A 24881-nucleotide genomic window follows, 5' to 3' on the forward strand; every position below is an offset into this window, starting at 1 on the left:
AGCCCGCCGTCCGAACCAGCACGACCAGCATCACCAGCATCACCAGCGTCACTGGGGTCACTCGCTGGGTCCTAGCTCAACGGCAGAGCCTTTGCCGGCGCGGATTGATGCGGGTTCGAGTCCCGTGGACCCACTCAGACACGCAAGCCCATGCCCAGGCATTCATAGAGGCCAAGCATCAGGGCAGAGCAACAGCATCGAGACAGGCAGGGGACCGGCACAGCCGGTTCGGTCCAAGTCATGACACCGAGGGATCGCCATGCGCGGTTCAGCTTCGGTCCCACACCCATCTGTTCCATCGCACTTGAGGAGAGCACCATGTCGAACCCCCGCAACACCGGCACCCTGATCGGCCGTCTCGCCCGTGACCCGAAGGTCTTCGAGAACGCCGACGGCTCCAAGAAGGTCCTCGCGACCGTCATGGTCGACCGCGACTACACCGTCGGCGACGGCGATGAGCGCACCCGTCCCTCCGACGGCATCCCGGTCGAGGCCTTCTACGGCAAGACCGCCCCCAGCACCGGCCTGTGGGGCTACGTGCACAAGGGCGACCTGATCGGCGTGCAGACCACGCTGCAGTTCCAGTCCTACGACAAGGGCAGCGAGACGGTCTACGAGACCAAGGTCATCGCCGAGTCGATCACAGCGCTCGAGCCCAAGTCGGTCACCACCGGCCGCCTGGCCGAGCGTGCCGCCGCCAACGACCATGCCGCAGCTGCGGCCACCGCCGCAGTCACCGCGCCGGTCGCCCCGGCGCCCGCTCCGGCTCCCGCTCCGGTCCAGCCGGCAGCCCAGCCCAGCCAGCCGGCTCAGCCCACCCTGCCTGCCCAGGCGAGCCAGGCCGGTCAGGCCGGCCAGGCCACGCCGGGCGTCGACGCAGAGCCGTCCCCGTTCTGAGCCCGACCCGCCACGACCCCACCGAGGCGTGGCAGGGAGTGGCCCCATGATCTCGTCGTACGCCGCTGAGAGGGACACCGCGCCACGGTGGCGAGGGTCACCGGGATGCGAGTCCCTCCCGGTCTGCGACGGGCACCACAACTGAATAACAACTGAATACGAGTTCCCACGCGCGAGACCCCGCACCGATCCATGAGGATGGACGATGCGGGGTCTCGTTTTTCGGGCGTTCCTGCTCGGCGGCATGTGAGGCACGCCGTCAATGACAGGTGTGCCAGTGCCGGGGGTCAGGCGGCCGCTGCTATCGCGGCGTCACCGGGGTCGGGATCGAGGCCGGCCCAGCGGTGGGTCGCGACCGTCTGACGTAGGTAGCGGTACTTGCCGAGGTCGCTTAATGCCGCGTGGATCCACACCCACGCCAACGCGGAGTCGCGGTCATCGAAGCCGTGCACCATCGAGGTGTGTGCTCCCGGGCCCCGGATGGTCACCGAGAGCCACTCGTCTCGCGCGACGGCAGGGCTCTGCGTGGAGAGGCTCTGGGCGGGGGCGTTGGCGTGTTTGCCGTGTCTGCCGGGGCGTGTCGGCGTTGGTCCCAGTGCGTAGCGATAGATCCGATCGGCGCTGACCCCACACGCTTCTTGGCTGGGGCCGCCGGGCGCTGTGGTCCGGGTCCTGCCGCGGCGGGTGCCGCCGATCCTGTTGACGCCGCGGTTGATCGCTGTGCTCATGACTGATGAATCCCCCCGAATGGTTTCTGGTTGATCAGAACGTCGATCCTATGACGAATGATGACTGAATAGAAGCGAATGGTTGGTGATAGATGATTCTGAATGGTGCTCGGATCGTTTGTGTGGTGCGGGTGACGTGATCCACGGAGTGGATCCGGATGGGTCGCTGAAGGACGACCACTCCGAGACCTGAGAGAAGGCACACGATGTTTGCCACCACGATCGTGATGACCTGCCCGAGCTGTAGCGCCGATGACGAGATCGTCGATCTGATCGAGATCTCTGCACGAACGATGCTGTGCCCGTGCTGCGGCTACCGCGAGGAGCGATGAGTCCGGTGAGCGTCCCTGCCGCAGATCTGCTCCAAGGAACCCCGTCATCGAGGATCAGATGGTCCGAGGTGGCGGGGTTCCCAATTCTGCGGCACCGCGACGGTATTTCGGATGTGTAGCGAGATCCCCACCCGTGTCCCGACGGGTGGGGATCTCTTTTTGTTCGCACGGCCGCCTGGCCTCATGGGCAGTTCGGCCGTACGAAGACTGGGGCGCTGACGCCTTCAGCGCAGGTCCGTGCCGCACCCGACGTCCGACCTCTTCAGGGAAGGAACGGCCACGGGGGAGCGTGCTCGGTCGGTTCGTCGGTCACGGTCACAATGACCGTCGCAGTCACGGTGGCAGTCGCAGTCGCAGTCGCAGTCGCAGTCGCAGTCGCAGTCGCCGTGGGCGTCGAGGATGCTGTGGCGCTCGGGGCTGGGTGCGTCGAGCGTGCCTCCTCCGCCGGAACTGTGGCCGTCATGGTCGGGCCGGGCTCAGGTACCACTGTGACGGTATGGGTGGGGGAGAGGACATGCACGGTCTCATACACGGTCACGGTTGCCGTGGCGGTCGAGGTGGCCCACATGGTTGTGGCCGCTGACGGCCCGGGTGTGGTCGGGCCGGTCGAGCCGGCGGATGATCCGTTGGGCGAGGGGGCTGTTGCCTCGAGGGCGATTCCGCCGGCGCTGGCATTGGTCCGTGGACTTGTCTCGACCGTGCCTGGTGAGGCCTCGTGCGAGTGGAGCCACACCGAGAGTGGCGTGATGGTCAGGAAGACCAGCACGGAGGCCACCAGAACAGTCAGCGACCACACCGGCCATACCGACCCGCGGATCCCCTCGCCGCTCCACCACGGAGCGGTGGGGTGCGAAGACCTCGAGCGTTCGATTCCAGCGCGTGCATGGGGAGCCTGCGGGTACCGGGCTTGCGGGGTCCGGGCCGGTTGACGGCGGCCGTCCGGCCGCGCTCGCGACGACGGCGGGCGGGGGCGTCTGTTATTGGTGAGCGCCTCCTGAGCGCTGGGGCTCTGCGGTGGATCGGGGGGCTCGCCTGTTCGCCAGGACCGCTCGAGCATCCCGGTCCACCATGGGTCGCACTTGGGTGAGTGGTCGGGCTTCGGAGACTCGGTCTGGGTCATGATCGTCTCCTCCAGGTGGGGCGGGGTCGCCGCTCAGTCGGATGTGCCTACGCGCCTGTAGGCCCGGTTCGGCCCGGGACGTTGCTGGCGATCTCAGTGGCGGAATTCGGCGGACAGGCGTCCGTTCGGTAGGCGGCAGAACTCGATCTTGCCCGGGTTGGTGATGCCTGAGGAGACGACGAGCACCGCCCAGGGGACAAGTGCCTCGGGGAGCCGGAAGCGCTGACCTGGGGCCGTCTCTAGCCAGGCCACGACGTCGGGCGGGAGCCCATTGGGGGAGTCGGGTTCCACCCAGCCGCACTGTGTCGCATCGGTCGACTCGACCCGGCAGACCGCTCCGTTCGGCGCGAGCGTCGTCACCCGGGCAACGGGTAGCACCAGACCCCGCCTCCGGTCGCGCGCAGGGCTGGGCACGTTGAGCAGCTGTTCGGCCTGGATATCCTCGGCGAGGCTCATCGCCTCGGCTCCAGTGCCTCGACGTGGTCCTGGTCCTCATTGACCCTCTCACCGACGGTGCGGCGGCTCATCGTGCTCCCGCGTTCTCGGCGGCAATCTGGGTGTTCTTGTTGGTGGATGCGTTCTTCTCGGCCAGTTCTTCCACGTGTCTGGCGGCGATGTAGAGGCCCTCGCGGTTGAGGTGGCGTGAGTAGGCGGCGTCGAGGTAGAGGACGGGGATGCCGCTGTGGGCCACGGCCTTGAGCAGTGCGGGGTAGAGCAGGTTCTTGATTGGTCCGGACCCGCCGCCGTACACGTAGACGATCTCGGTGGTGGCCCCTGCCTGCGCGACCACGTCCCTGAAGGAGGAGACGATCTCGGTGACCAGGTAGGCGGCCTCGTCCTCGACGAAGCCCTTCGCCCAGCTGTGACGGTCCCGCTGGAGGACAGAGGGCTCGTGGGTGAGGAAGTCGGCCAGCTGCTTGCGGCTGGTGAAGGCCAGGCTGGACCCGCCGGGTCGGCCATCGCTCATGCGGTCCATCGCGTTGAGCAGCGCGGTGCCGTAGCCCTGATCCAGGGTGGCGGCCGCCTCGGGGTTGAACCGGCCGTCGGTGAAGACCGGGAAGTTGACGGTGCCCTCGCCGACGTCGACCCCGATCGTGTTCTGGGCCGCGACCAGGTCGGCCGGCGTGATGGCCTCGAGCCTGACCCCGTGTGCCTCGAGGTCCTCGAGCAGTGCCTTGGCCAGAGGCTCGCCCTTGTCGGTGATCGCGAACTGGGCCGATGCGCCCTCGGCGAGCACCTGGACATCGGTGAACTCCAGCCGCACCGAGACCGGGGTGTTGAAGTTCTTGATCGTCACCAGGTGCACTCGCGGGTCGAGCCATGCGAACCCGCTGCTCGCGCCGGTGAACTCCGCCGCGTACGCGCTACGGCGAGCGACGTACTCCGAGATCGGCAGCGCCAGCCCCGCGCGGACCTGCACACGAAGCTCGTGATCGGGAAGCGCGCCGGTCGCCGCCATGTGGTCACGCAGCGCCTTGGCGGCGAAGACCCCCAGCACCAGGACCTTGCTCAGCTCCTGGTCGGCCTTGGAATGACGCCCGAGGACCTCGAACTCGGTGAACTTCGAGCCGCGCACCGAGAGCGCCGAGCGACCGAAGATGCGTCGGTCACTGGCGGTGACCAGGGGAGTGGACATGGTGCAGTCGAGCTTGTTGTAGAAGTCGCCGCCCGCGTCGCTGTCGGTCACCACGCCGGGGGCCTCGGCATCGGAGAGCGGAACCTTCGGGTTCGGCCGGGAGGTCGAGACGACCGCGCTTGGCAGGTCGATCTCGTCGAAGGTCCCGGTGTCGGTGTTCTTGATGACGCCCTTGACGTAGCCGTTGCCGACGTCGATGCCGCCGGTCAGATGAATGATGCCCGGAATCACGCTGGGGATCATGCTGGGGATCATGTTGGTCAAGCTCTTCTCGTACATGTGAGATGTCATGCCTTTCGGTGAGTTTCCTGCGGCAGCCTGAATAGCGATCTGAGTAGTGGTCTCGTGCTGGCGACGGGGTGCCGGTCGGGCTTTCGCGCCGTTGCGTGAGGACCGTGATCGTTCGACCGGGCCTTGGTCATGGGGCGGGCTCCGGAGCGTCCGAGGTCACCGTCGAGTGCTCGCCATGATTTCGTCGATGGAGACCTGGCCCCCATGGCCCGGACTGGTCCGAGCCTCTGTGGGCACCGGCGTCGCGGAGGCGGGCTCGAGCTGGATGGGATCGTCGGCGCTGTGCCCGCGCTGATCACTGGCGACAGGAGACCGGTCGCGGCGGGGCTGCTGCTCGACGGGCCGATTCATCGGGTCGACATAGCCCTCGCGGGCGATGAACTCGCGCACCAGCAGTCGCAGGGAGACCGAGACGTTGTCCTGGAGTTCCACCCACCTCAGCACAGACTCATCCGCAGGCGGCACCGTCCACCGGAACCGCCGCGACGGCCGCGCCGCCCCGGGCTGGTGGTCACCCTCGTTCGCCATGTCATCCCCCGTCGTGATCGCTGGAACCGTGCGGTCGATCAAGCCTCGATCTCATTGAGATCGACTGATCGACGCCACTTGAATCGTATTTGAGAATCCGACCGAATAGGCCACTTGAGGGCCACGGGAATCCACGGGCGGGTGCTGAATGGGTTCCGCATCGATGATCATTCGATCGACCCCTGAATCGTGAGTCGGTCACCTGTGGCCGGCAATGGGTCGATCTGGTCCGCAGGCGGGCTCGCCGCGACCGCGCGAGGTCCTCGTCGTGGCCTGCGCGGTGCGACCGGCGCCATCGGGGCCAGACAATGGCCCGAATGGGGTCACCGATGGCCCGCCCAGGACCCCTTGGCGCCCACGGATGGTCCCCCGACCGCAGGAAGCCACTGCGGACGTGGTCAAGCCTCGTGAACGGCCGGCCCGGGGCGAACCGGGCCCGTATGTGGACAGACCGGGCCCGTTGTTGGCCGCATAGGCACCGGACGGACTGCACACCGCGGTGCGTGAGCCCGTCGCACGAGGAGCGCTCAACGCCTTCGAGCACATCACACTGCTGCATACGCAGGATCCCTCTCAGCCCCAACCCCGGGCCGGCTCTGCCGTCCCGACCATCAGCCCCACCAATGACGCCGCCCTGGCAGTGCACGCGACAGCTTCAGACACGCTCGCCCTCGAACCGATCCAAGACCAGCCTGCAGAGAGTCGATATGAGTCGATGTGAGTCCACGCGAGTCGGGTGAAGGAGGGGTCTCGTGGGCGGCGGCCGCAACGGCCGCACCCGCATCGAGCCGACGAGAGCCTGTCAGATGCGCCGCCCACGACACCCCAGCAACCCATGCCGCGCAGTCGGTGCTCCCGCACCGAGAAGACTGGAGACCTGCACGCCAGCGTGCCCAGATGACAACCAGAAGCGCGATAAGCAGCGCCGAGGACAAGCTGTGGCATGGCCCTGCGAGACGCGATCGACCGGGAAGGGTTCGAAGCAGTCACAGACCACGCCGAACCAGCGTCAAACCTAGAGTGGAGCGGGCCTGTTGCGCTCCTGCGTCGCTCCGCAAGCCCGACCCGTACGGCGGTGCCATGCTGCTGGGAAACACCGTACGGACCAACCCCGCTGCGACCTGGGGAAACGGCGGTGACCGTACGGGCGGCGCGGCAAGCCGCTGTGCCCGTACGGTCCCCAGGTGTACGGATCGTTTCCCCAGGTCAGAGGGCGCAAAGACCGCCGATCCTCCGCTTACGCTCCGGATGCGGCGATGAAGGAAAAAGGGCATAAGGGGAACTGGCACCTCGCTGGCGCTCGGTGGTCGGCATAGCCGACGGTTCCCACGCCGCCTGCGGCGGCAGAGAAGAGGGGAGCAGCGACATCTCCGAGGCGGTCGCCGCGCTCCCGAATGGATGAAAATCCTCGGACGCGACGATGGAGCCGATCGAGCCGCCGAGGCGACCGCAGGGACTCGTCGAACGCGGATCAGAACGGAGCGTCGTCGACGTTGCGGGTGTAGCCGCAGGAGGGGAAGCTGGTGCAGCCGTAGAACTTCTTGCTGTCCCGCCTACGCTCGCGCATCGTGAGGGTTCCTCTCCGGCATCGAGGACATGTCTCGACGGCCTCGGCGGTGCTGAGCGGAGAACGGGTCAGTCGTCCGTCGCGGAGGAGTTCGACGACGAAGGCGGACTCTTGGCCGCGCACGGAGATGAGGGTGACGTGTCGTCTGGCCCGGGTGAGCGCGACGTACATCAGGCGCCGCTCTTCGGCGTGCTCGTACTCATCGGGCTCGGGCATCGCCAGGGCCATGACGGGGTCGTCGGCGATCTCGCTGGGGAACCCGAGCTTGCCGGCGGTCACGTTCGGCAGGATCACGTAGTCGGCCTCGAGACCCTTGGAGGAGTGGGCGGTGCGGAATGACACATCGAGTTCTGTCGGGGTCTTGCGTGGCATCAGGTCCTTGTCGAAGTTGTATCGGCCCAGCACGTCCACGCTGACCCGCTGGCCTGCGCGGGGGTGGATCTCTCCATCGCGCACACGGCGGGCGAGGTCATCGAGCACGGCTGCTAGCGCGGTCGCCCTCTCGTAGGGGTTTCGCACGAGGACGAGTGAGGCGGGTGGTCCGTCCTCGGGTTGGGAGGAGCGGACCTGCTTCTTGAACTGGCGGGGGTTCTTGACCACGAAGTCGGCCGCGGTGTCGATGATCGTCTGCGTCGATCGGAACGACTTCTCCAGTCGCAGCGTGGGACCTTCTCCGAAGGAGTCGTTGAAGGCGGTCATCACCGAGAGGTCGGCGCCGGCGAAGCGGTTGATGGACTGCCAGTCATCTCCGACCGCGAGAAGATGCCGGTTCGGCTTGTCGACCAGGGCTTTGACCAGACGGGCTCGTGCCTGGCTGGCGTCCTGGAACTCGTCGACGAGGACGAGGTCGTAGCCCATGTCGACCTTGCCTGATTCGAGGTGGCCGGCGGCGGTGACGATCATGTCCTCGAAGTCGATCGCATCCGCCTCCGCGAGGCGCTTCTGCCACTCCACATGGATGGCCCAGTAAAGCTCGAGGAACAGACCGGCGCGGTAGCGCGGCACCTCCTTCGATGCGTTCTTGAGCCGCTGCTCGAGGGCTTCTGCGGTCAGGGAGTTCGACTTCACGTGGGCCATGAACTGGCGCACCAGTCTGGCGAGATCCTTGTGCTTCATCGGTGTGGCCCCAGCCGCGGGCCGGTCGGGGTTCCAGTCGATGCTCAACCCGTGATGCTTGAGGTCGTCGGCCAGGGCCTGGAAGCCGGTGCGGTCGACGATGGAGGCCCAGGTGGTCTCGATGAGCTTGGTGTCGTGGGTGCGGTGGAGGTTCTGCTTCCAGCGCATCGACTCGGCGTATCCGCGGAACGTGGCGGGTGGGTTGCCGTGGCGGTCGAGTGCCCAGTGCTCGTGCCACACCTCGACGTCGGGGTAGTAGAAGTCGGGCCGGTACTGGGAGTGCTCGGCGTCGGCGACGTCGTGGCAGTAGGGCTCCTCGTAGCGGTAGTTGATCCCGGCGGCGAAGAGGAAGTCCGCGATGAGGCGTTCGCCTTCGCTCTTGACGATCTCGCCGTTGAAGGTGCGGTATCCGCGGGTCGCGGTCGCGGCGTCGTACCCGTCCGGGGTTCCGCCGTCGGGGGTGTTGGGGCGGCCGCTGAACAGGAGCCGGTAGATGTCCCACTTGTACCGGAAGTCCTCCGAGCTGTCGCGCAGCTCATCGACGATGCGCTCGATCATCTCGACGTCCTGACCGGCCTCCAGCCAGGGAGCGAGGCGCTTCTTGCGGGCCTCGGCTCGCCCGATCACGCGGAGTCCGAAGGCATGGAAGGTGTCAGCGCGCACGCCGTCCGCGTTGATCCCAGCGGCCCTCAGCCGAGTCTCGATCCGGTCTTGGAGCTCTGCGGCGGCGGCCTTGTTGAACGCAAGGAGAAGGATTCTGTGGGCGGGGACGATTCCGCGCTCGATCGCGTAGGCGGCCCGCGCGACCATCACCGAGGTCTTGCCCGACCCGGCTGCCGCAACCACTTGGACCCGGTTGTCGAAGGTGATCACCGCGGCGGCCTGTTCATCGGTCAACGGTTGGGACTCGATCGTGTCGAGAAACCTCTTCCGGGCGACCAGCTCCTCCTCCAAGATCTGCCTGTTGGTCGACTCGGCGACCTGGTCGAGGTCGGTGCCGAGGTAGTCCAGCAGGCTTCGACCCTCGGCTCCGCGGCCATGGATGCGGGCGAGCATCCTCATCGACGTGGACGGACGTGGCCGACGATCGATGAGCGCCTCCACGTTGTCGCGGCTGATCCACCGGCCATCGGCCAGAGCCTGCACGACCGTCGCGGCGACCTCATCACGCCATTCGCGGCACTCGCGAAGTGACTCCTCCGCATCCTGGGCCAGCATCGCTCGACGAGCGCTGAGCCGTTTCCGGTAGATGACGACTCCCGCGGCACCCGACCCGACCGCGAGTATGGCCAGCAGCCACACCAACACCTCTCATGCTCCTTCATCAGTGAAGCGCGACGTAACGGCACCCTAGCGGCCAGGACCGACAGGGGAGGACGAAACAGCGACCCACAACCCAACCGGCCACAAGACCGAGCAGGACATCACTGTCCCTGCATCACCCTCTCGGCATCACTCTCCCTTCCCGATGAGCAGTGGCCGGCGAGCAGTGGCCGGCGAGCAGTGGCCCCGAGCATTGGCCGCCATGGTGTGAGTGCTCTGGCGCCGGGGGAGGCCTCGTGGGGTCTGCCAGCCGGACGGCTGGCACGGGCGAGTCCGCGACATCCATCAGGGCCGACACCGCCACCTGTCGGCTGGCCCCTGAGATGAGGAGACTCTGATGCCTGAGCCGACAGAGTTCGACGACCATCTGGCGATCCATGCAGCCGAGGTCGCGGCGCTGGAGCCGACTGCGTGGGAGGTATGGATCGCTGAGGTGGAGCGCCTCCTGGGGCACGACGCCGACGGTGACCTCGGGCACTGGCCGCAGCGAGGGGAACGGACGGGTTACTCGCTTGACACCTTCCACGACATGTTCGCGGCGGGCCTGAGCCCGCGATCGGCCTCGGTTCGGATCCTCGGCGCGGTCTTCGTGGACCCCCGTGACGGCACCGTCTACCGGCTCACGGCCGCGATGGGCTCACCCGCCTCGGGCGGCTACGGCGAGCAGTACGACGTGCTGACCCCGGACGGCTACCAGACACAGCGACGTGAGCTCCCTGAGAACGCGGTGCTGGTCTGGACGCCGGCCCATGAGCGGCACACCTGAGCTCCCGATCCTCTGGGATGAGTTTCAGGAACCGAGTGAGGAAGGATTCCGGAGTTGATATCCCACATCATTCTGGTGACGGGCTCACGTGCTTGGCGCAGTGAGCGGTTGGTCAGGGATGCGTTCAACGACGCTTTCCGTTCCTGGGGCCTGGAGTCGGTGACCCGTCCGCTGCTCGTCTCGGGCCACTGCCGCGACGGTGCGGACGCGATCGCTGAGCGGGTATGGAACGGCGCCGGCTTCGAGATCGAGCCGTTCGCGGTGAGCCCGGACTCGTGGCGCCGCCACGGCCGGCGCGCACCGTTGCGGCGCAACCAGGCCATGGTCGACTTCGTTGCCGCACAGCGCGACAGGGCTGAGGTCCTCTGTATCGGCTTCGCCGCCCGGTGCACGCTCGAGACCTGCCACCGGATACCACCAGGCCACGTCACGCATGGTACCGGCGACTGCATGAGCAAGGCCCTCCAGGCGGGCATCGAGGTCCGCGAGGTCAACGACCCGCAGCTGCCCCCGTTGAGGTCGGCCAGTTGAGGTCAGTCGGTAGACGGAGCATGCCGGACCGTGAGCCGTGCATGGCTTGTCGGATCGTCAGCCAAACAGCCAGCAGAATCGTGAGTCAATGGCTGGTCGAATCGTCCCTCAGGGGGTGTACTGACGCTCGGGGTGTGCCTCGTTCCAGGCCTTGAGTGCACGCTTGGGGAGCCTGCCGAAGTGCGAGACCTCGATGTCTTTCGCGAGCAACCATGCCCGAATCTCCTCGCGCTCAGCGGGGGTCATCTTCGGCACAGCGCGCGGCGTGTGCTGGCGCCCGGCCGAGATGTACTTCGCGAAGAGCTCCTTGAAGTCGGCCTGCTCGACCTCGGTGAGGTCGATCTCGTACGTCGCGTCCTCGATGGCGAAGGTCATGGTGGATGCCTCGGCCTTGCCACTGAGGTCTGACTCGACGGTCACAATGGTCTCTGTCTTGGTCGCCATGAATGACAATTTATCCCAATCATCAATCGAAACTCAATAACGCCGGCAAAGATCAATGTCGTCATCTCGGAAACACGCGAATTGATGACAATGCGATAATCGCAGTGACTACCGATTCACTGTTAGAATCACATGTTATGAATGGCGTTCAGGTGATGTCTTCGACTCTGCCGGAATCACAGAAGGATGGTGGGTCTGTGCTCCTCTCCGCGCCCATGGATGACGCCGATGCTCTGTTCGCCCTTCTGTGTGAACGGCGCGGCTGGGCCGATGACGTCCTCGCTGCGATCGAGTCGGCCGATCATGACGAGCTCAAGGACTGCGACACGATGGTCTCCTTTCTGGAGGAGGCACGGCTGGCCGGCGCGAAGATCACGATCGCTCCCGACTTCGATATGGACGGAATCGCCAGCGGGGTATTGGGGTACGCGGGCTTGAGGGAGCTCGGGTTCGATGTCGAGCTCCATCTTCCTGATTACCGTCGCGGCCACGACCTCACCCCGGCAGACATCGCCGAGATCCACGCCCGCTGGCCACAGACCTCGGTGTTGCTGACCTGCGACGGCGGCGTGAACTCCCGCGAGGGTGTGGCCGCCGCGCACGAGCTGGGTTGGACGGTCCTGGTCACCGACCACCACCAGGAGCTCGAACCGGGCAGCACCGCCGACATCACGGTCAATCCGTGCCGCCTGGATGAGACCTACGCGCTGCGGGGCATCTGCGGTGCGCACGTGCTCTACCAGGTGCTCGAGACCTACGCGCGCCGCTTCCAGCCGTTCAAGGTCTTCGCGATCCGCTGGCTGCGCCTGTTCGCCGGCCTGGGCACGGTCTCGGACGTGATGCCCCTGCTGTACGAGAACCGCCAGCTGGTGCGTGACTCGCTCTCGATCGCACGCCTGCTGTGGACGCCGGCGCCGCTGGACGGCGGGGGAGTGCCGCAGCCGATGGGCATCGACGTGGAGGCCTCCACGATGATGCGGATCCTGCGGGCAGAGGTGCACGACCCGGTCTTCGTCTCCGTCTTCGAAGGGTTCGCGTGCGCACTCAAGGCATTCACGGTCACGGGCAAGATCAGGGACATCGACGGCATCGACGAGGGGTTCTACGGTTTCTACCTCGCCCCCGCGATGAACAGCCCGCGGCGCACCGAGGCCCCGTTGCTCGACTGCTTCGGCGTCTTCCTCGCCCGCGCCACTGAGGCGAAGCTGGCCGCCGCCTTCACCGTGATCGAGAACAACGAGCTGCGCAAGGAGCTCACTGCCCGCTTCATGGACGAGCTGGATGCCAGCGACCAGCCGTTGGCGCCCTGGGTCTACCTCTCGCAAGCCCCCAAGGGGATGCTGGGCCTGCTCGCCGGCAAGCTCGCCGAACGCCACCTTGCCCCGGTGGTCGTACTCAGGGAACCGAGCGATCCCGATGAGCCGGTGAGCGGCTCGGGCCGGGCGCCGGCCTGGTTCGACATCATCGAGACCCTCGATCCCCATCCCGGCCTGACCGCGATCGGGCACGCCCAAGCATGCGGCGTGCACACGGACACGCCCGGCGACATCAAGCGCCTCGCCGACGTTCTCGCCACCCAGGCCCAAGCACTGATGCGCACGGGGCAGTCGGAGCCGGCCGGCACGAGTATCGACCTGGTCCTGGGTCCGGACCTCGACTGTGATGCCCCGACCGCGAACCTCGCCCCGCTGGCCGAGTTGGTGCGCCGGATCTCGGCGCTGCGTCCCTTCGGCCATGGGTTCGCCCAGCCACGGTTCGGCATCGTCATCGAGCCACAGCGATGCCGATTGAGTCGAATCGGGTCCGAGCAACAGCACCTGCGGCTGGTGACCGGGGACGGTCTGGCATGTCTGTGGTGGAACGCCGCCGACGCCTTCTACGAACCGTTGCGCGCCCTCATCGCCACACAGACCGCACAGCAGGCCGCGGCCGTCGCAGCAGGTCTGCCCGCTCCCGCGCTCGAGCCGATCCGGGTCGACGCCCACCTGCAGCTGAACCAGTGGAACGGGACGACCCGGCTCCAAGCTGTCGTCACACAGATGCCCGAGAGCGAGGCGCTCCTGGCCCGGGCATAGCCCCGAGACCGACACCAACTGCGCGCCGCAGGACAGCAAGACCGGAAAGCCGAACGCCGAACGCCGTAGGGACCTAGGGACGTGAGGGAGTGGTGATGATGTCTCGTCAGGATCTCGCCGGTCGCAGACGCGCCGGTCCACGCAGGTCTGCGTGGACCGGCTGCCTCCTGGTGGCTGTGTTGGTCCCCGGTGCCTATGTGGGCATGGCCGTGGGGCTGGGCCTGGTCGTCTCCCAGCCCCTCCTTGCGACCCTGATCGCCGATGCGGTCGTAGCCGCAGGCGTTCTCCTGGCCCGCCGACGCCGGCCGGAATGGTTCGCCTTCGACCCGGTGCTCGGCGGGCGCTCTCGCGTCCGGGGCGCACGGGCGGCGGAACTGAGGTGGGCGTGCCTGGCCGTCATGTGCCTGGTGCTGGCCTTCGCGGCCGGCCAGGTCAGTGCCCTGTGGATTGGTGAGATCGCTGACACCGCAGGCCCCGCCAACCCCAGCACCAGTGCGCCGCCGCCTGCTGTGGTGGGGATGACGTTCACTCTGCTGGTGGCCCCGATTGCCGAAGAGGCCTTGATGCGCGGACTGATGTACCCGCTGCTGCGACGATTCGTCCCGCCCTTGCCTGCCATCGTGCTGGTGACGCTGTGCTTCGCAGGGCTTCACACCAACCTGCCCCAGGCCATCGGCACTATCGGCCTGGGCCTACTGCTGGCGGTCATCTATGAGCGCACCCGTCGGCTATGGCCCGTGGTCGCGCTGCACGCCCTCTTCAACACCCTGGCGCTGCTGGCACCGGGCGACCAGCTCGCCCGGATAGCCAATGGGCCCGCAGCGATAGCGCTGACCCTCGCCTTCAGTGCGGTCATGTGCCTCCTTGTTCACCGCGCCGTCGCGCATCGCCCGAAGTGGACAAGGCGCGGGATCGACACGGCACGGGATCGACAAGGCCAGAGGTAGACGCGATGCGCGGTCGCATGTCGATGAGGACCGCTCGCGCCGGTAGTTGATCCGAGGCGGAGACGCTCGAGTGAAACCGAAACACGTGAGTCGGCTGCGTGGTGCGGTTGTTGTGGTTCACTGGTGACCGGTGGGACCCGGTCACCGGGAGTGTGACTGAACGAGGTTCCAGGTCAGACGCGAGAGCCGTGAGTCGACGAGCGGGACTGGACGAGGAGGTGGGTGGCACATGAGCGTGATCAAGAGGTGTGTCTATGAGAACGGCGAGCTGATGGCTCCGAGTGATGCCGAGATCGATGCCACGTTCACCTCCGCGGGTGGATACCCCGCCTTCGACCTCGGCTGCTACCACAAGTTCGTCATCACCGCGTTCGGTACGTCCTATGGGCAGGCGGAGGAGCGGATGATGGAGAAGATGCGCCGCTTCTACGCCATCACCAACACGGTCGCCGGCTTCTCGACCCTGCGCCTGAACAAGACCACCGACATCATCCGGTTCAACGGCAACCACGTGATCACCTACGAGATCGTCTACGTCGTCGAAGAGCCCGCCATGGCCGCCATGAGCTCCGAACCCACGGGTACGCGATCGTCCGCAGACGTGTACACCGGGGCGCGTGAGCGCCGTCCGGCCACGGTCTGAACGCGGGCACCGGCTGAACACGGGTTCTGGCGTGCCACCGCGACCGGTCAAGCGCGAGCCTGGAACCGGGCTCGGATTCGGAGAAGCCGGAGGGCAACCTTCCAGTGGGAGGGACCCCCGGCTTCTCTTCATGTTCGACCCGACCGATCGACGCCCACATCCGCGATCCGGTGCTGATCCAGTGCCGATCCGGTGCTGTCAACGATTCCTATACCGGTTCAACGGGACGCCCCCGCCTTCCCCTTTGCGCACCATCGAGGCATCGTTTGGTGTCAGACTGGGCGTTGACGGGCCATTGAGGTCCGTATGTCAACGACAGTGGATCGGGCCATGGACATCAACGACATCAGCGACCGCGCCGACGGCGGAGTGCATTCGACAGGATGCCGCAGATCTCGACCAGCGGGCATGCCAGCCCGCCCGAGCGGGACCGCGAGCCGATGGCGGGGCCTACTCCTCGCAGCCGTTGCCGGGCTGAGCCTCCTCTCGTTGAACTCGTGCGGCGGTGAGGATGGCACCTTCTACGGTGACCGGTCGCAGCTGGTCATCGACGGCGACCAGGTCACGCTGCGTGGGCTCGAGTGCGGCAACCGCGACAAGGACCAGGTCACCCTCGAGACCGCCGAGGTCCTCGTCTCGGACGAGATAGACGAGTCCGGCCGCCTCGATGAGTCGGGAAGCAATGTCATCTGGGACGACGGGGACCATGAGACCCTTCTGCGCTCCTCGGACGGCACCTCGGTGACCATCGGCGACACGCTCTACTCGGACATGGAGCAGCAGGACGCCTTCGAAGAGTTCAAGCCCCGCTGCGTCCACGAATGAGACCAGTGGGACGCCAAAACTCGCGGCCCTGCTCGTCGGCACTGGTCGTCGGCTCGGCGCATGGTCGGCGCCGACCGCCGTTGTCGTCGATCCGTATCGGTCATGCGTCCGTGAGCCCTCTGGGCTCATCCTTCCGTACCCGCCTCGAAGGCGCATCGAGGACCCCTTGTGGTCTCGATCCGGACCGGTCGTGACCGGCGGCGGGTCGAGGCGGGATCACTAGCGGGACTCGAGGACGTACGCGGGTCAAGGGGTACCGGGATACGAGGTCGTGTGCCACGACGCTGGTACGCGACCCACCTGATCTCTGACCTGCGCAAACGGAGCGCCGCGGCGGTGCGTGGATGGTGGACGTACCACGTCTGTGGCACGTGACGCCCTCGGCCTGGTACAGCGTTGGGGCAGGTCAGGGGTCGCTTTCGGGTCTCGTGCCACAGGTGGCACGAGATTCCGACTTCTCGATGCGCACATGCGAGTGGGTATGTACTCCTTGAGAAAGGGTGGTACAGGTGGCACAGGGGGTATCAACGTGCGGCCTGACCTGGAGAAATCGCTGTACCACCGCCAACTTCGACCGTGGTACACACGAACCGAAGAAGGCTGGAAGACGGATCTGACCTGCTGAAATGATGTGCCACGATCGTGGTACACCCACAGCGACACCTCGCAGGGGTATCCATCGCTCGTCGTCAGAACCCGCGGACCCTGTCCCGCCAGTCGCCGGAGATGTATCTCCGGCGCGGGCGGCCCGATCACATGCCGGCTGACGCCGGCCTCGGGCCGTGAACCGCCGAGGAGATGACCAGCGACTCGCCCGAGCCCGCCATCCCTCGCCATGATCGCGAGGGGAAGCGATGCCTGGCGCCAGCACGAACATCACGGACACCGGCAGAGCGCGCTCGGCCGTGCCGGGTCTCGTCGAGATCTTCGAACGGGGAGAGATCCTCGAGTGGGGGCCGTGACCATGCCCGCCCACGATCACGATCGTGCGCCCAATCAGGGCCGCAACCCCGGCCCTGGTCGCGACGGTCGGCGTGTCCTCGTCCCGACCATCGAGGGCGACCGCAGGACTCCCACCTACGCCACCGTGATCGGCCCGGATCCCGACAACCCTGGCTTCGTGCACGTCCACACCGACCGACCTGTCATGGGCGAGCGCCTGCACTCCATCGAGACCGCCGACATCACTGACATCACCGAGGGGACTGGCTGAGTGCCCCAGTGACCACCGCCGCGACGCCCGGGACGACCGCCGGCCCACAGCCCAGGAGGAGCCGAGATGGCACACACGCCCGAAACAATCACGGTGCAGCACCCGCGCTACTACGTCGCGCTCTACCTGAACCGCCACGACGGCATCGGCGCCTGGCAGGCGCGCAACTGCACCATCACCCCCGCGGGAAACCTCACCCTCGTCGGGCCCGACATCATCCACGCCGACTCGATCCGGCGCGCGCGACGCCTCTTCGCCGACTATGTCGAAGCCCTCGATCTCGACGGAAGGGGACCTGACGGGCCCTGCGCTGAGCTGTTCAGCCCCGGATTCTCGGACGACCCCTACGCCGCGATCCGGCCCGACGACACACCTGTCCTCAGGCTCGAGATCGGCCCCCGCGGTGGCGTACGACTCAGCGAGGTGTTCTGACATGCCGACGCTCAGCTCACCGCTCCAAGCCGTGGCACTGCTCGCCGCCATCCCGGTCATGGTGGCCCTCGCGATCATCGCGATCGGCTACCTCCTGGTCGCGGTCTCCGGGATCGTCTCGTTCGCTGCCAGGATCCGCCGAGGCGCACCTCCGCCTCGCCCGGTGGACACGCTGTCCAACCTGCTCGAGTGACCTCGGTCGACCCAGGGACCGGCTGCGGGCTAGGTGTCTGATCGGAGCCGCCGTGCAGGTGCTCGCCAGACGTTCGCCGAGGCAGCGCTGCTTGTTGAAAAAGGGCGTCGTGCCCGCGTCGACGGCTCGACCTGGTCTGCGCAAGGAGCGGCCGCTGGGCCCCTGACCTGCGCCTTCGGGCCTCCCGATTGGTTGATGCGCAAATCACAGCGATTCTGGATTCGCATTGAAAATCACATGGCGTGGCTCTAGGGTCAAATGACTCGCTCCACTCGACCAACGAGCTGAACCCGGCATCCACCCTTCGCCGAATGAGGCTCACGCCACTCGGGAGACACCACCCATGACAGTGAGCAACGCCGGCGACGTCATCGACCTGCTGACCGCAGAGATGACGGCCAACGGTCTGGGCAACAACCCACCCGACCAGATCATCCGCCGTGTCACCACCGAATACCTGAACACGCTCGACCCTGCCGTACCCGCTGCTCCCCAGACTGCCCTATCTCAGACCACCCAGGGCCAGGGTTCGGGGCAGGGTTCGGGGCAGGGTCCGGGGCTGGGTCCGGGGCTGGCTGCGGGTCCGGGTGCGGTGTCGCAGCGGCTCATCGCCCTGGTCAACCGCTGCTACGCGTTGGAGAACACAGCCGCGTCGGCGGCGCGGGAGAAGCTGCTGCCCCTGCGGCACCTGACCAACTATCAGATCGCCCAGGCCCTGCTGCGGCTGCACCACATCATCCGGATTGCGCCCTCGGCCCGGGACACCGACCGTGAGTACGACCTGATCGCCATGTACGTCACCGGCGGCATCAACCTGGGGGTCTACTCCACCAGCGAGGACGAGATCCGCACCGTGGCACGGCGCTATTACTCCGGGCTGACCGTCAACGACTTCAAAGAGGTCATGGCGATCCTGCGCGAGGACTCCCCGCGCACCCACCGCTGTGAGAACCGCGACCTGATCGCGGTCAACAACGGCATCTTCGACTACGCCGCCAAGCAGCTGCTGCCGTTCACCCCGGACCTGGTCTTCTTGTCGAAGTCGCACGTCGATTACGACCCGAACGCCACCAGCCCCCGCATCGTCGACCCCGTCGACGCCACCATCTGGGAGGTCGAGGACTGGATGGCGTCGCTCTCGGATGATCCGGAGATCGTGGAGCTGCTGTGGGAGATCCTCGGCGCGATCATCCGACCCCATGTGCGCTGGAACAAGACCGCCTGGTTCTACTCCGAGCAGGGCAACAACGGCAAGGGCACCTTGTGCGAGCTGATGCGGAACCTGACCGGCCCCGGCGCCTACACCTCGATCCCGTTGAGCGACTTCGGCAAGGAGTTCGCCCTCGAGCCCTTGGTGCGTGCGAGCGCGATCATCGTCGACGAGAACGACGTGGGCACCTTCATCGACCGCGCCGCGAACCTGAAAGCGATCGTGACCAGCGACGTCATCCAGATCAACCGAAAGTACCGGATGCCGATCGCCTATCAGTTCTTCGGGTTCATGGTCCAGTGCCTCAACGAGTTCCCCCGCGTCAAGGACAAGTCCGAGTCCTTCTACCGCCGCCAGCTCTTCGTCCCCTTCGAGAAGAACTTCGCCGGCAGCGAACGCCGCTACATCAAGAACGACTACCTGCACCGAGGCGACGTCTTGCGCTATGTGCTCAGACGGGTCCTGCACATGGACTACTACCAGCTCTCCGAACCCGTGGCGGCCAAGGCCGTGCTGGCCGAGTACAAGGAGTTCAACGACCCCGTCCGGGCCTGGTGGGAGGAGTTCCACACCCAGCTCGCCTGGGACCTGGTGCCTTTCACCTTCGCCTATGACCTCTACCGCGCCTGGTTCGTCGAGACCTCACCGTCGGGATCGCCGGTGAGCAGGGTGATCTTCGTGCGCGACCTGTGCTCCATCGTCCGCGAGGATCCCCACTGGCACTGCAAGGACAAGAACCGCAAGGTCCGTCCCGGCCAGATGATGAGTCGGTCCGAGCCACTGATCGCCACCTACGACCTGGCCCGCTGGAAGAGCCCGACCTACCACGGCAAAGACCCGAACCTGCTCTCCCAACCCGCGTTGGCCGACTCCTACCGCGGCATCCTCCGCATCTCCGCGATGGCAGGCACCGCCACCGGCGGGCCAGGCACGGGGCCAGGCGCCGGGTCAGGTACGGCGCCAGGCACGACGCACGGCGCGACCGGCCCCAGCGGGACTGCAGTCGGGGCAACTGCCGAGACAGATAGGTATGGAACCGAACCGAACGGGTCGATGGCCGGCCCAGAGAAGGGGATCCGATGAGACCCGACCAGCCGCGCAAGCCCCGAAAGTCCCAGACCCCCAAACCGAACAGGCCCAGGCGACACCTCTCCCGCGACGCGTTCGACCGCGAGCTGCGGCGAGTGCTCGCCGGCGATCCTGACGCCGACACCGGAGTGCGCGCCTTCTGGGACGACTACTGCGAGCGCAACGGCGTCATGGCCGCCATCGCCCACAAAGACGCCGTCGAGGTACTCCGCGGCCCGCGACCGACCACCAGCAACAGCCCAGAGCGATGAGCTGCGCCCACTGAGCCGACCACAGGGCCGACTACAGAGCCAGGGCCGCGGCGCCGGCGAGCTCGATCCCTGCATGAAGAGAGGAGCCAGTGGCATGCCCCAGTCCGAGCACTCCGCGGCCTACCCCGTGACCAGCCAATCGAGCGGACCGGCGAGGCCGCGACCGAGGTCGTCGACCGAGTCGCAGCCGCGGTTCACCTTCTACGACATCGAGTCGCTCACCAACGTCTTCAGCCTCTGCGCCTACACCCCCGCCACGCAGCAGGGCATGGGGCAGGGCATGGGGCGGGTCATGATCTTCCACCTGATCGACGACGAGGATCTCAACCGCCAGCTCGACATCGGCGAGGTCGCCCGGGTCTTCTCGTTGCGAAACCCCGCACTACCGCCCATCACGCCCGAGGTCTACGACCTTCGCGGCCACACGGCGAACATCGAGCTGGCCAAGCTGATGGGCCTGTCCAACGCCACCGTGGTGAGCAACCTCGCCACGCACGAGAAGAACTCCGACTTCCCGCACCTGTGGCGCCCGGTGTGCGACACCGACCCCGGCTACGACCCGGCCGTGCATCCGTTCCTGTGTGGCTACAACTCGCTGCACTACGACACCGTGATGCTCTCCCTCTACTTCATGGAGGCCTTCGCCGCACTGGCCACCTTCACCCGCGCTAAGCGTGCCTACAAGAGGAACCGGGACCTCTTCGACGGGGATCCCGCCGAGTACCGCAGACTCCTCAAACTTGCCGAAGGCGACGTGGCCCCACCGCAGCGCCCGGTCCTGGATCCCTTCGTACCGGTCGCCGCCTCGACGATGCGTGCCCACAACGACCAGCTGTTCGGTGAGGAGTACAAGGCCTACATGCCGAACTACCTCACCGATCCGGCCACGACCCAAGGAGTCGGGTGGGAATCGACGCAGGCGCGGATCCGACGCGCCATGCTCGCCTCCGGTCGCCACATCGACGCGGCCCGTCTCAACGAGGCCCAGTCCCGGGTCAACCTCAAGCGGCTGCTCGGGATGCTCGGCCATCAGATCCTGGAGTCGGACAACCTTGAGGCAGGCTCGCGGGTCACGACCATCGCCGATCTCTACGAGCTGTTGGCCTACAACCTGGCCGACTGCGTGGGCCTGTCCCAGCTGTTCGAGCACCCGACCTACTCCAGCGCGTTCGAGCTCCGCCGCGCACTGATGACCCAGTACCCCGAGACCGTCTACGCCCAGATCCCCGGCGCCCAGAGCCCCGACATATCCCCAGCGGCGGTACGCCAGGACCGGCTGCGCCCCGACTCATCCTCAGCGCAGTACGTGGCCCGCATCCTGTGCCCCTATGGCCGACTCGGTGACCTGGAGAGGGTCAGCTTCGACTACCCCAGCCCGGCGGGACAGACCCAAGGGGAGAGCGGGAACGTTCTGGAGGAGTGCAAGCGGTTCTTCGAGGACCACGTCACCGACCAGCACGCCCGGGCCCGGTTCGGCCGGGTCTACGACTACTACCGGCGTATCGAGGGCAAGAACTTCAACGACTCCATCGAGTACCGCGAGCAGCACCCGAGTGGCCCGCCGGCGCTGTCGCTGGCCGAGATCGAGAAGGCCCCCAACAACCTGCCCTACTACCTCGCCGATGGGACACCGACCTCGTGCTTCGCCACGTTCTCAGTCGGCGGCATCCATGGCGCCGAGGCCGACCTGGACGGATTCGCCGCGGACCAAGCCGCCCACCAGGCCGCAGTCGCGATGCTCGACCGCGCCCGCCGCGAGGTCGGCGACGCCACGAGGTTCGCCGCCCTGGCCAAGGACCAGCACAACACGCTGCGGCTGCCTGATGGGAGCACGGTCGATAAGCGCCTGGTGCTCTACGGCTCTGATCCTGAGCGGGTCGCCTACCGGCCCATCACCAAGGCGACCGACCCGGCCAAAGCCGACCAGATCCAGCGCGCCCGCGCCCAGGTGCCATCGGCACGCGACCTGCTCGCCACCCAGCGTCGCGCCGACCAGGAGCTCAACGTGGTGCTGGTCGACGGCACCGTCCTGGACGGCAGATCGATACTGGCCAACACCTCGCTGTCCTCGGCCACCTACCGGGAGACGCCCACGACACGGGCCCCGGCGCTGTTCGTCGACCAGCCGAACAAGTCGACCAAGCTGCACCCCAGGTATGCCCGCACCTCGGCGGGGGCGGTGATCCACGAGGACTTCACCTCCTACTATCCGAACCTGCTGCGCAAGATGGGCGCCTTCTACAACCCCGCCCTCGGGGAGGACCGGTACGCGAAGATCTTCTTCCAGAAGCAGGAATACGGTGCCCGGCTCAAGTCCCCGGACCTCTCCGAGGCCGAACGGGCCCGGCTCATCACCTTGCGCGAGGGCACCAAGCTGATCCTCAACGCCGCGTCCGGTGCCGGCGACGCGGCGCACAAGACTCCGATCCGGATGAACAACCGGATCATCTCGATGCGGATCATCGGCCAGCTCTTCTCCTGGCGCATCGGGCAGGCCCAGACCTTGGCTGGCGCACGGATCATCTCCACCAACACTGACGGCCTGTACTCGCTGCTCGACCCCGAGCACGGCTTCACCGCCGAGGTGAACAACCAGGTCCTCGCCGAGCAGGCAGCAGCGGTCGAGATCGAGATCGACCCCGAACCGATGATCCTGGTCTCCAAGGACTCCAACAACCGCCTCGAGATCACCGACCCGACGCACGACCCCACGCATGGCCCCACGCACGGCCCCGCGGATGGTGCGGCGGGGGAGGGCGATCTGGTCGTTACGGCTCCGATCCTGGGTGCCTCGGGCGGCACTCTGGCGTGCCATGACGGGCCACGGCCGGACAAGTCGCTGGCCCATCCGGCCGTCCTCGACCACACGCTGGCGCGATACCTCCGGGTCCTGGTCGCCCGGCTTCCCGGTGATGCCGAGGTGTTCTCACGTCCCTTCGACCACGACCTCGGCCGACGACTGATCTCCTCGGTCCTGACCGAGCGGTCCCGCCTCGACGCCGCGCTGCTGTTCCAGAACGTCATCGCGGCCTCGCGCGGGTCCATCACCTACCCCTTCGCCGCCGACCCTCCCGACCCCGCAACGCCCGCGGACCAGGGGGCGAGCAATGGTGCGATCACCGGGGCGCGCGCCCTCCAGCACGTGAACCGGATCTTCATCGTGCGGCCAGGGACACCGGGGGCGGTGAGCCTGCGCAACGCTGGCGCCTGGAAGGTGAGCCCGGCGGTCAAGGAACGCCGGCAGCGAGACGGGGCCCCGTTCGTCCAGCGCGACCGGGTCGCCCTCGAGATCCTCGAGCACAACGGGTGGGGACCCGACAACTACCGTGCCAGCGAGCGTGGACTGACGCCGCTGCCCGCCGACCAGGACGTCGTGGTGCGCCGTATCAACGGCATCGACCCGTCATGGCCCATCTGGATCTGCAACGGGGACCTGCACAGCTTCTCCCAGTTCCAGCTCGGCCATCTGCTCGGGGTCCTCGATCTCGACATCTACACCCAGATGCTCGCCGAGACCTACGAGAAGAACTGGCAGAACACTAGCGCGGCAATGAACGCTCGACTCGATGCCCTCTCGGATGGTCTGGGCGGCGATGCTCGGCCCGACGATGAGTCGATCGCTAGTGGATCCGTTGGTGCCGGCCCGGGCAGTGACCCGGCACATCTGGAGACCCATGGCCAGGACGGCCTGGGTGACATCGCATGACTACCCGCGCAGGGACCCTCTCATCCGACTTGCCGGCGTTGACCGGGTCCACCGACATCGCCGACCTGGCCGCAGTCATCACTGCACACCGGATGGTGTTCTGGCTCGGCGAGCCCAGCATCCGAGTGGTGTGCCAGGGGTGTGGAGCGGTGGTCTTCGACGCCGCTCAGCACCGAGCTCTCACCCTGGATGCCTACCAGCGGGCCGTTCAGACGGCCACCGACCGGCACGTCGCCGAGCAGGTCGCTGCTTCGGGCTGGGTCTCTCCGAACGAGCTGATGACTTGGAAGCGACAGCGACTGTGTCGTCAGCACCGGGCGGGCGTCGACGACGTCGACCTCGGGCACGCCGCCACCTGCGTGATCTGCGCGATGAACAGGATCACTATCCTCGAGGCCCGGCTCGCCCGAACCCGCGCGGCAGTCGGCCCAGCGCCTGGCCGGAGCACCTGAGACTGCACGGGGTACTCCCGAGCTAGGCACGCCCCCAGCGCAATCCGCCAGCGCAATCCGCCTGCGCAATCCGCCTGCGCAATCCGCCTGCGCAATCCGCCTGCGCAATCCGCCTGCGCAATCCGCCTGCGCAATCCGCCTGCGCAATCCGCCTGCGCAATCCGCCTGCGCAATCCGCCTGCGCAATCCGCCTGCGCAATCCGCCTGCGCAATCCGCCTGCGCAATCCGCCTGCGCAATCCGCCTGCGCAATCCGCCTGCGACGACTGGGCGCCGTCGTCCTGCCCGCAGGCCAACGCTCCTGGCACTTCTCGTGAAGAGCCGTCACAGTCATCGACTGAACCGGAAAGGTTCCCCCAATGTCTTCTCGAACTACCCTCGACGAGGGCCTGTTCGCCGTCGCAGAGTACCTACGGTCACAGTGCCCGGTGAACGATCCCGGCACCGCCGCCACCTTCGCCGTCGAGGCGGTGATGGGGCGATGAGGACCGCGGAGGAACTGCGGCAGTGCATCGCTGACTGCGAGACGCTCATCCGTGGCGCGGACTCGGTTCAAGAGGTGCGCCG

General features: G+C 66.8%; 22 protein-coding genes and 1 tRNA gene. 17 read left to right on the plus strand and 6 right to left on the minus strand.

Translation table 11 applies throughout. From position 1 onward, the window contains the following. Positions 1-65 precede the first annotated feature (65 nt). Positions 66-134, plus strand: a tRNA-OTHER gene (locus OG984_RS02780). A 184-nt stretch (positions 135-318) separates the two neighbouring features. Then, positions 319-897: a single-stranded DNA-binding protein gene (locus OG984_RS02785; RefSeq protein ID WP_328530127.1), complete on the plus strand. Its 579-nt coding sequence runs from the start codon at positions 319-321 to the stop codon at positions 895-897. 287 nt (positions 898-1184) lie between these two features. Here the strand turns inward: OG984_RS02785 and OG984_RS02790 are convergent, their stop codons facing one another. Next, complete coding sequence (locus OG984_RS02790) at positions 1185-1625, minus strand: hypothetical protein (protein ID WP_328530128.1); 441 nt, start codon at positions 1623-1625, stop codon at positions 1185-1187. Positions 1626-1831: 206 nt separating this feature from the next. On the opposite strand from OG984_RS02790, the gene OG984_RS02795 reads away from it, so the two are divergent. Then, positions 1832-1957 (plus strand): hypothetical protein, encoded by a 126-nt coding sequence (locus tag OG984_RS02795; RefSeq protein ID WP_328530129.1) that lies wholly within the window; start codon positions 1832-1834, stop codon positions 1955-1957. Positions 1958-3170: 1213 nt separating this feature from the next. Here the strand turns inward: OG984_RS02795 and OG984_RS02800 are convergent. The 4 genes from OG984_RS02800 to OG984_RS02815 all read right to left on the minus strand — a co-directional run bounded on the left by OG984_RS02800 (position 3171) and on the right by OG984_RS02815 (position 9523). Further along, positions 3171-3533 (minus strand): hypothetical protein, encoded by a 363-nt coding sequence (locus tag OG984_RS02800; RefSeq protein WP_328530130.1) that lies wholly within the window; start codon positions 3531-3533, stop codon positions 3171-3173. Positions 3534-3600: 67 nt separating this feature from the next. After that, positions 3601-4968, minus strand: coding sequence for a hypothetical protein (locus OG984_RS02805; RefSeq protein WP_328532312.1), 1368 nt, complete (start codon positions 4966-4968; stop codon positions 3601-3603). Positions 4969-5160: 192 nt separating this feature from the next. Next, entirely contained in the window at positions 5161-5436 is a 276-nt protein-coding gene (locus tag OG984_RS02810; protein ID WP_328530131.1) for a hypothetical protein, read from the minus strand. 1567 nt (positions 5437-7003) lie between these two features. Continuing rightward, positions 7004-9523, minus strand: coding sequence for a UvrD-helicase domain-containing protein (locus OG984_RS02815; protein ID WP_328530132.1), 2520 nt, complete (start codon positions 9521-9523; stop codon positions 7004-7006). A 352-nt stretch (positions 9524-9875) separates the two neighbouring features. Between OG984_RS02815 and OG984_RS02820 the strand changes: the two genes are divergently transcribed. Continuing rightward, a complete protein-coding gene (locus OG984_RS02820) occupies positions 9876-10304 on the plus strand; it encodes a hypothetical protein (RefSeq protein ID WP_328530133.1) in 429 nt (142 codons plus the stop codon). A 75-nt stretch (positions 10305-10379) separates the two neighbouring features. Continuing rightward, entirely contained in the window at positions 10380-10835 is a 456-nt protein-coding gene (locus tag OG984_RS02825) for a hypothetical protein (protein ID WP_328530134.1), read from the plus strand. A gap of 108 nt (positions 10836-10943) precedes the next feature. Here the strand turns inward: OG984_RS02825 and OG984_RS02830 are convergent, their stop codons facing one another. After that, positions 10944-11279, minus strand: coding sequence for an Lsr2 dimerization domain-containing protein (locus OG984_RS02830; RefSeq protein WP_328530135.1), 336 nt, complete (start codon positions 11277-11279; stop codon positions 10944-10946). A gap of 2 nt (positions 11280-11281) precedes the next feature. Here OG984_RS02830 and OG984_RS02835 point away from each other — a divergent pair, with 2 nt between their 5' ends. The 12 genes from OG984_RS02835 to OG984_RS02890 all read left to right on the plus strand — a co-directional run bounded on the left by OG984_RS02835 (position 11282) and on the right by OG984_RS02890 (position 24799). Next, on the plus strand, positions 11282-13354 hold the full coding sequence (locus tag OG984_RS02835) for a DHH family phosphoesterase (RefSeq protein ID WP_328530136.1): 2073 nt from the start codon (positions 11282-11284) through the stop codon (positions 13352-13354). Positions 13355-13557: 203 nt separating this feature from the next. Continuing rightward, positions 13558-14301, plus strand: a complete 744-nt coding sequence (locus tag OG984_RS02840) for a CPBP family intramembrane glutamic endopeptidase (RefSeq protein ID WP_328530137.1) — start codon at positions 13558-13560, stop codon at positions 14299-14301. Between the two features lie 229 nt (positions 14302-14530). Further along, positions 14531-14944 (plus strand): hypothetical protein, encoded by a 414-nt coding sequence (locus OG984_RS02845; RefSeq protein ID WP_328530138.1) that lies wholly within the window; start codon positions 14531-14533, stop codon positions 14942-14944. Positions 14945-15433: 489 nt separating this feature from the next. Further along, complete coding sequence (locus OG984_RS02850; protein WP_328530139.1) at positions 15434-15769, plus strand: hypothetical protein; 336 nt, start codon at positions 15434-15436, stop codon at positions 15767-15769. A 958-nt stretch (positions 15770-16727) separates the two neighbouring features. Further along, complete coding sequence (locus OG984_RS02855) at positions 16728-16982, plus strand: hypothetical protein (protein ID WP_328530140.1); 255 nt, start codon at positions 16728-16730, stop codon at positions 16980-16982. Between the two features lie 66 nt (positions 16983-17048). Next, positions 17049-17414 carry a hypothetical protein gene (locus OG984_RS02860; RefSeq protein WP_328530141.1) on the plus strand — a complete coding sequence of 122 codons (366 nt, stop codon included), beginning with the start codon at positions 17049-17051 and terminating at the stop codon, positions 17412-17414. A gap of 1 nt (position 17415) precedes the next feature. After that, positions 17416-17607, plus strand: coding sequence for a hypothetical protein (locus tag OG984_RS02865; RefSeq protein ID WP_328530142.1), 192 nt, complete (start codon positions 17416-17418; stop codon positions 17605-17607). Positions 17608-17950: 343 nt separating this feature from the next. Next, on the plus strand, positions 17951-19900 hold the full coding sequence (locus OG984_RS02870; protein WP_328530143.1) for a DNA primase family protein: 1950 nt from the start codon (positions 17951-17953) through the stop codon (positions 19898-19900). Further along, positions 19897-20157, plus strand: a complete 261-nt coding sequence (locus OG984_RS02875) for a hypothetical protein (RefSeq protein ID WP_328530144.1) — start codon at positions 19897-19899, stop codon at positions 20155-20157. Before OG984_RS02870 ends, OG984_RS02875 begins: the two co-directional genes overlap by 4 nt. Before the next feature lie 94 nt (positions 20158-20251). After that, positions 20252-23863: a hypothetical protein gene (locus tag OG984_RS02880; protein WP_328530145.1), complete on the plus strand. Its 3612-nt coding sequence runs from the start codon at positions 20252-20254 to the stop codon at positions 23861-23863. Further along, entirely contained in the window at positions 23860-24315 is a 456-nt protein-coding gene (locus OG984_RS02885; RefSeq protein ID WP_328530146.1) for a hypothetical protein, read from the plus strand. Before OG984_RS02880 ends, OG984_RS02885 begins: the two co-directional genes overlap by 4 nt. Before the next feature lie 358 nt (positions 24316-24673). Continuing rightward, positions 24674-24799, plus strand: a complete 126-nt coding sequence (locus OG984_RS02890; RefSeq protein ID WP_328530147.1) for a hypothetical protein — start codon at positions 24674-24676, stop codon at positions 24797-24799. Positions 24800-24881: the final 82 nt, after the last annotated feature.

This window comes from Nocardioides sp. NBC_00368, from assembly GCF_036090055.1.
Lineage (GTDB): Bacteria > Actinomycetota > Actinomycetes > Propionibacteriales > Nocardioidaceae > Nocardioides.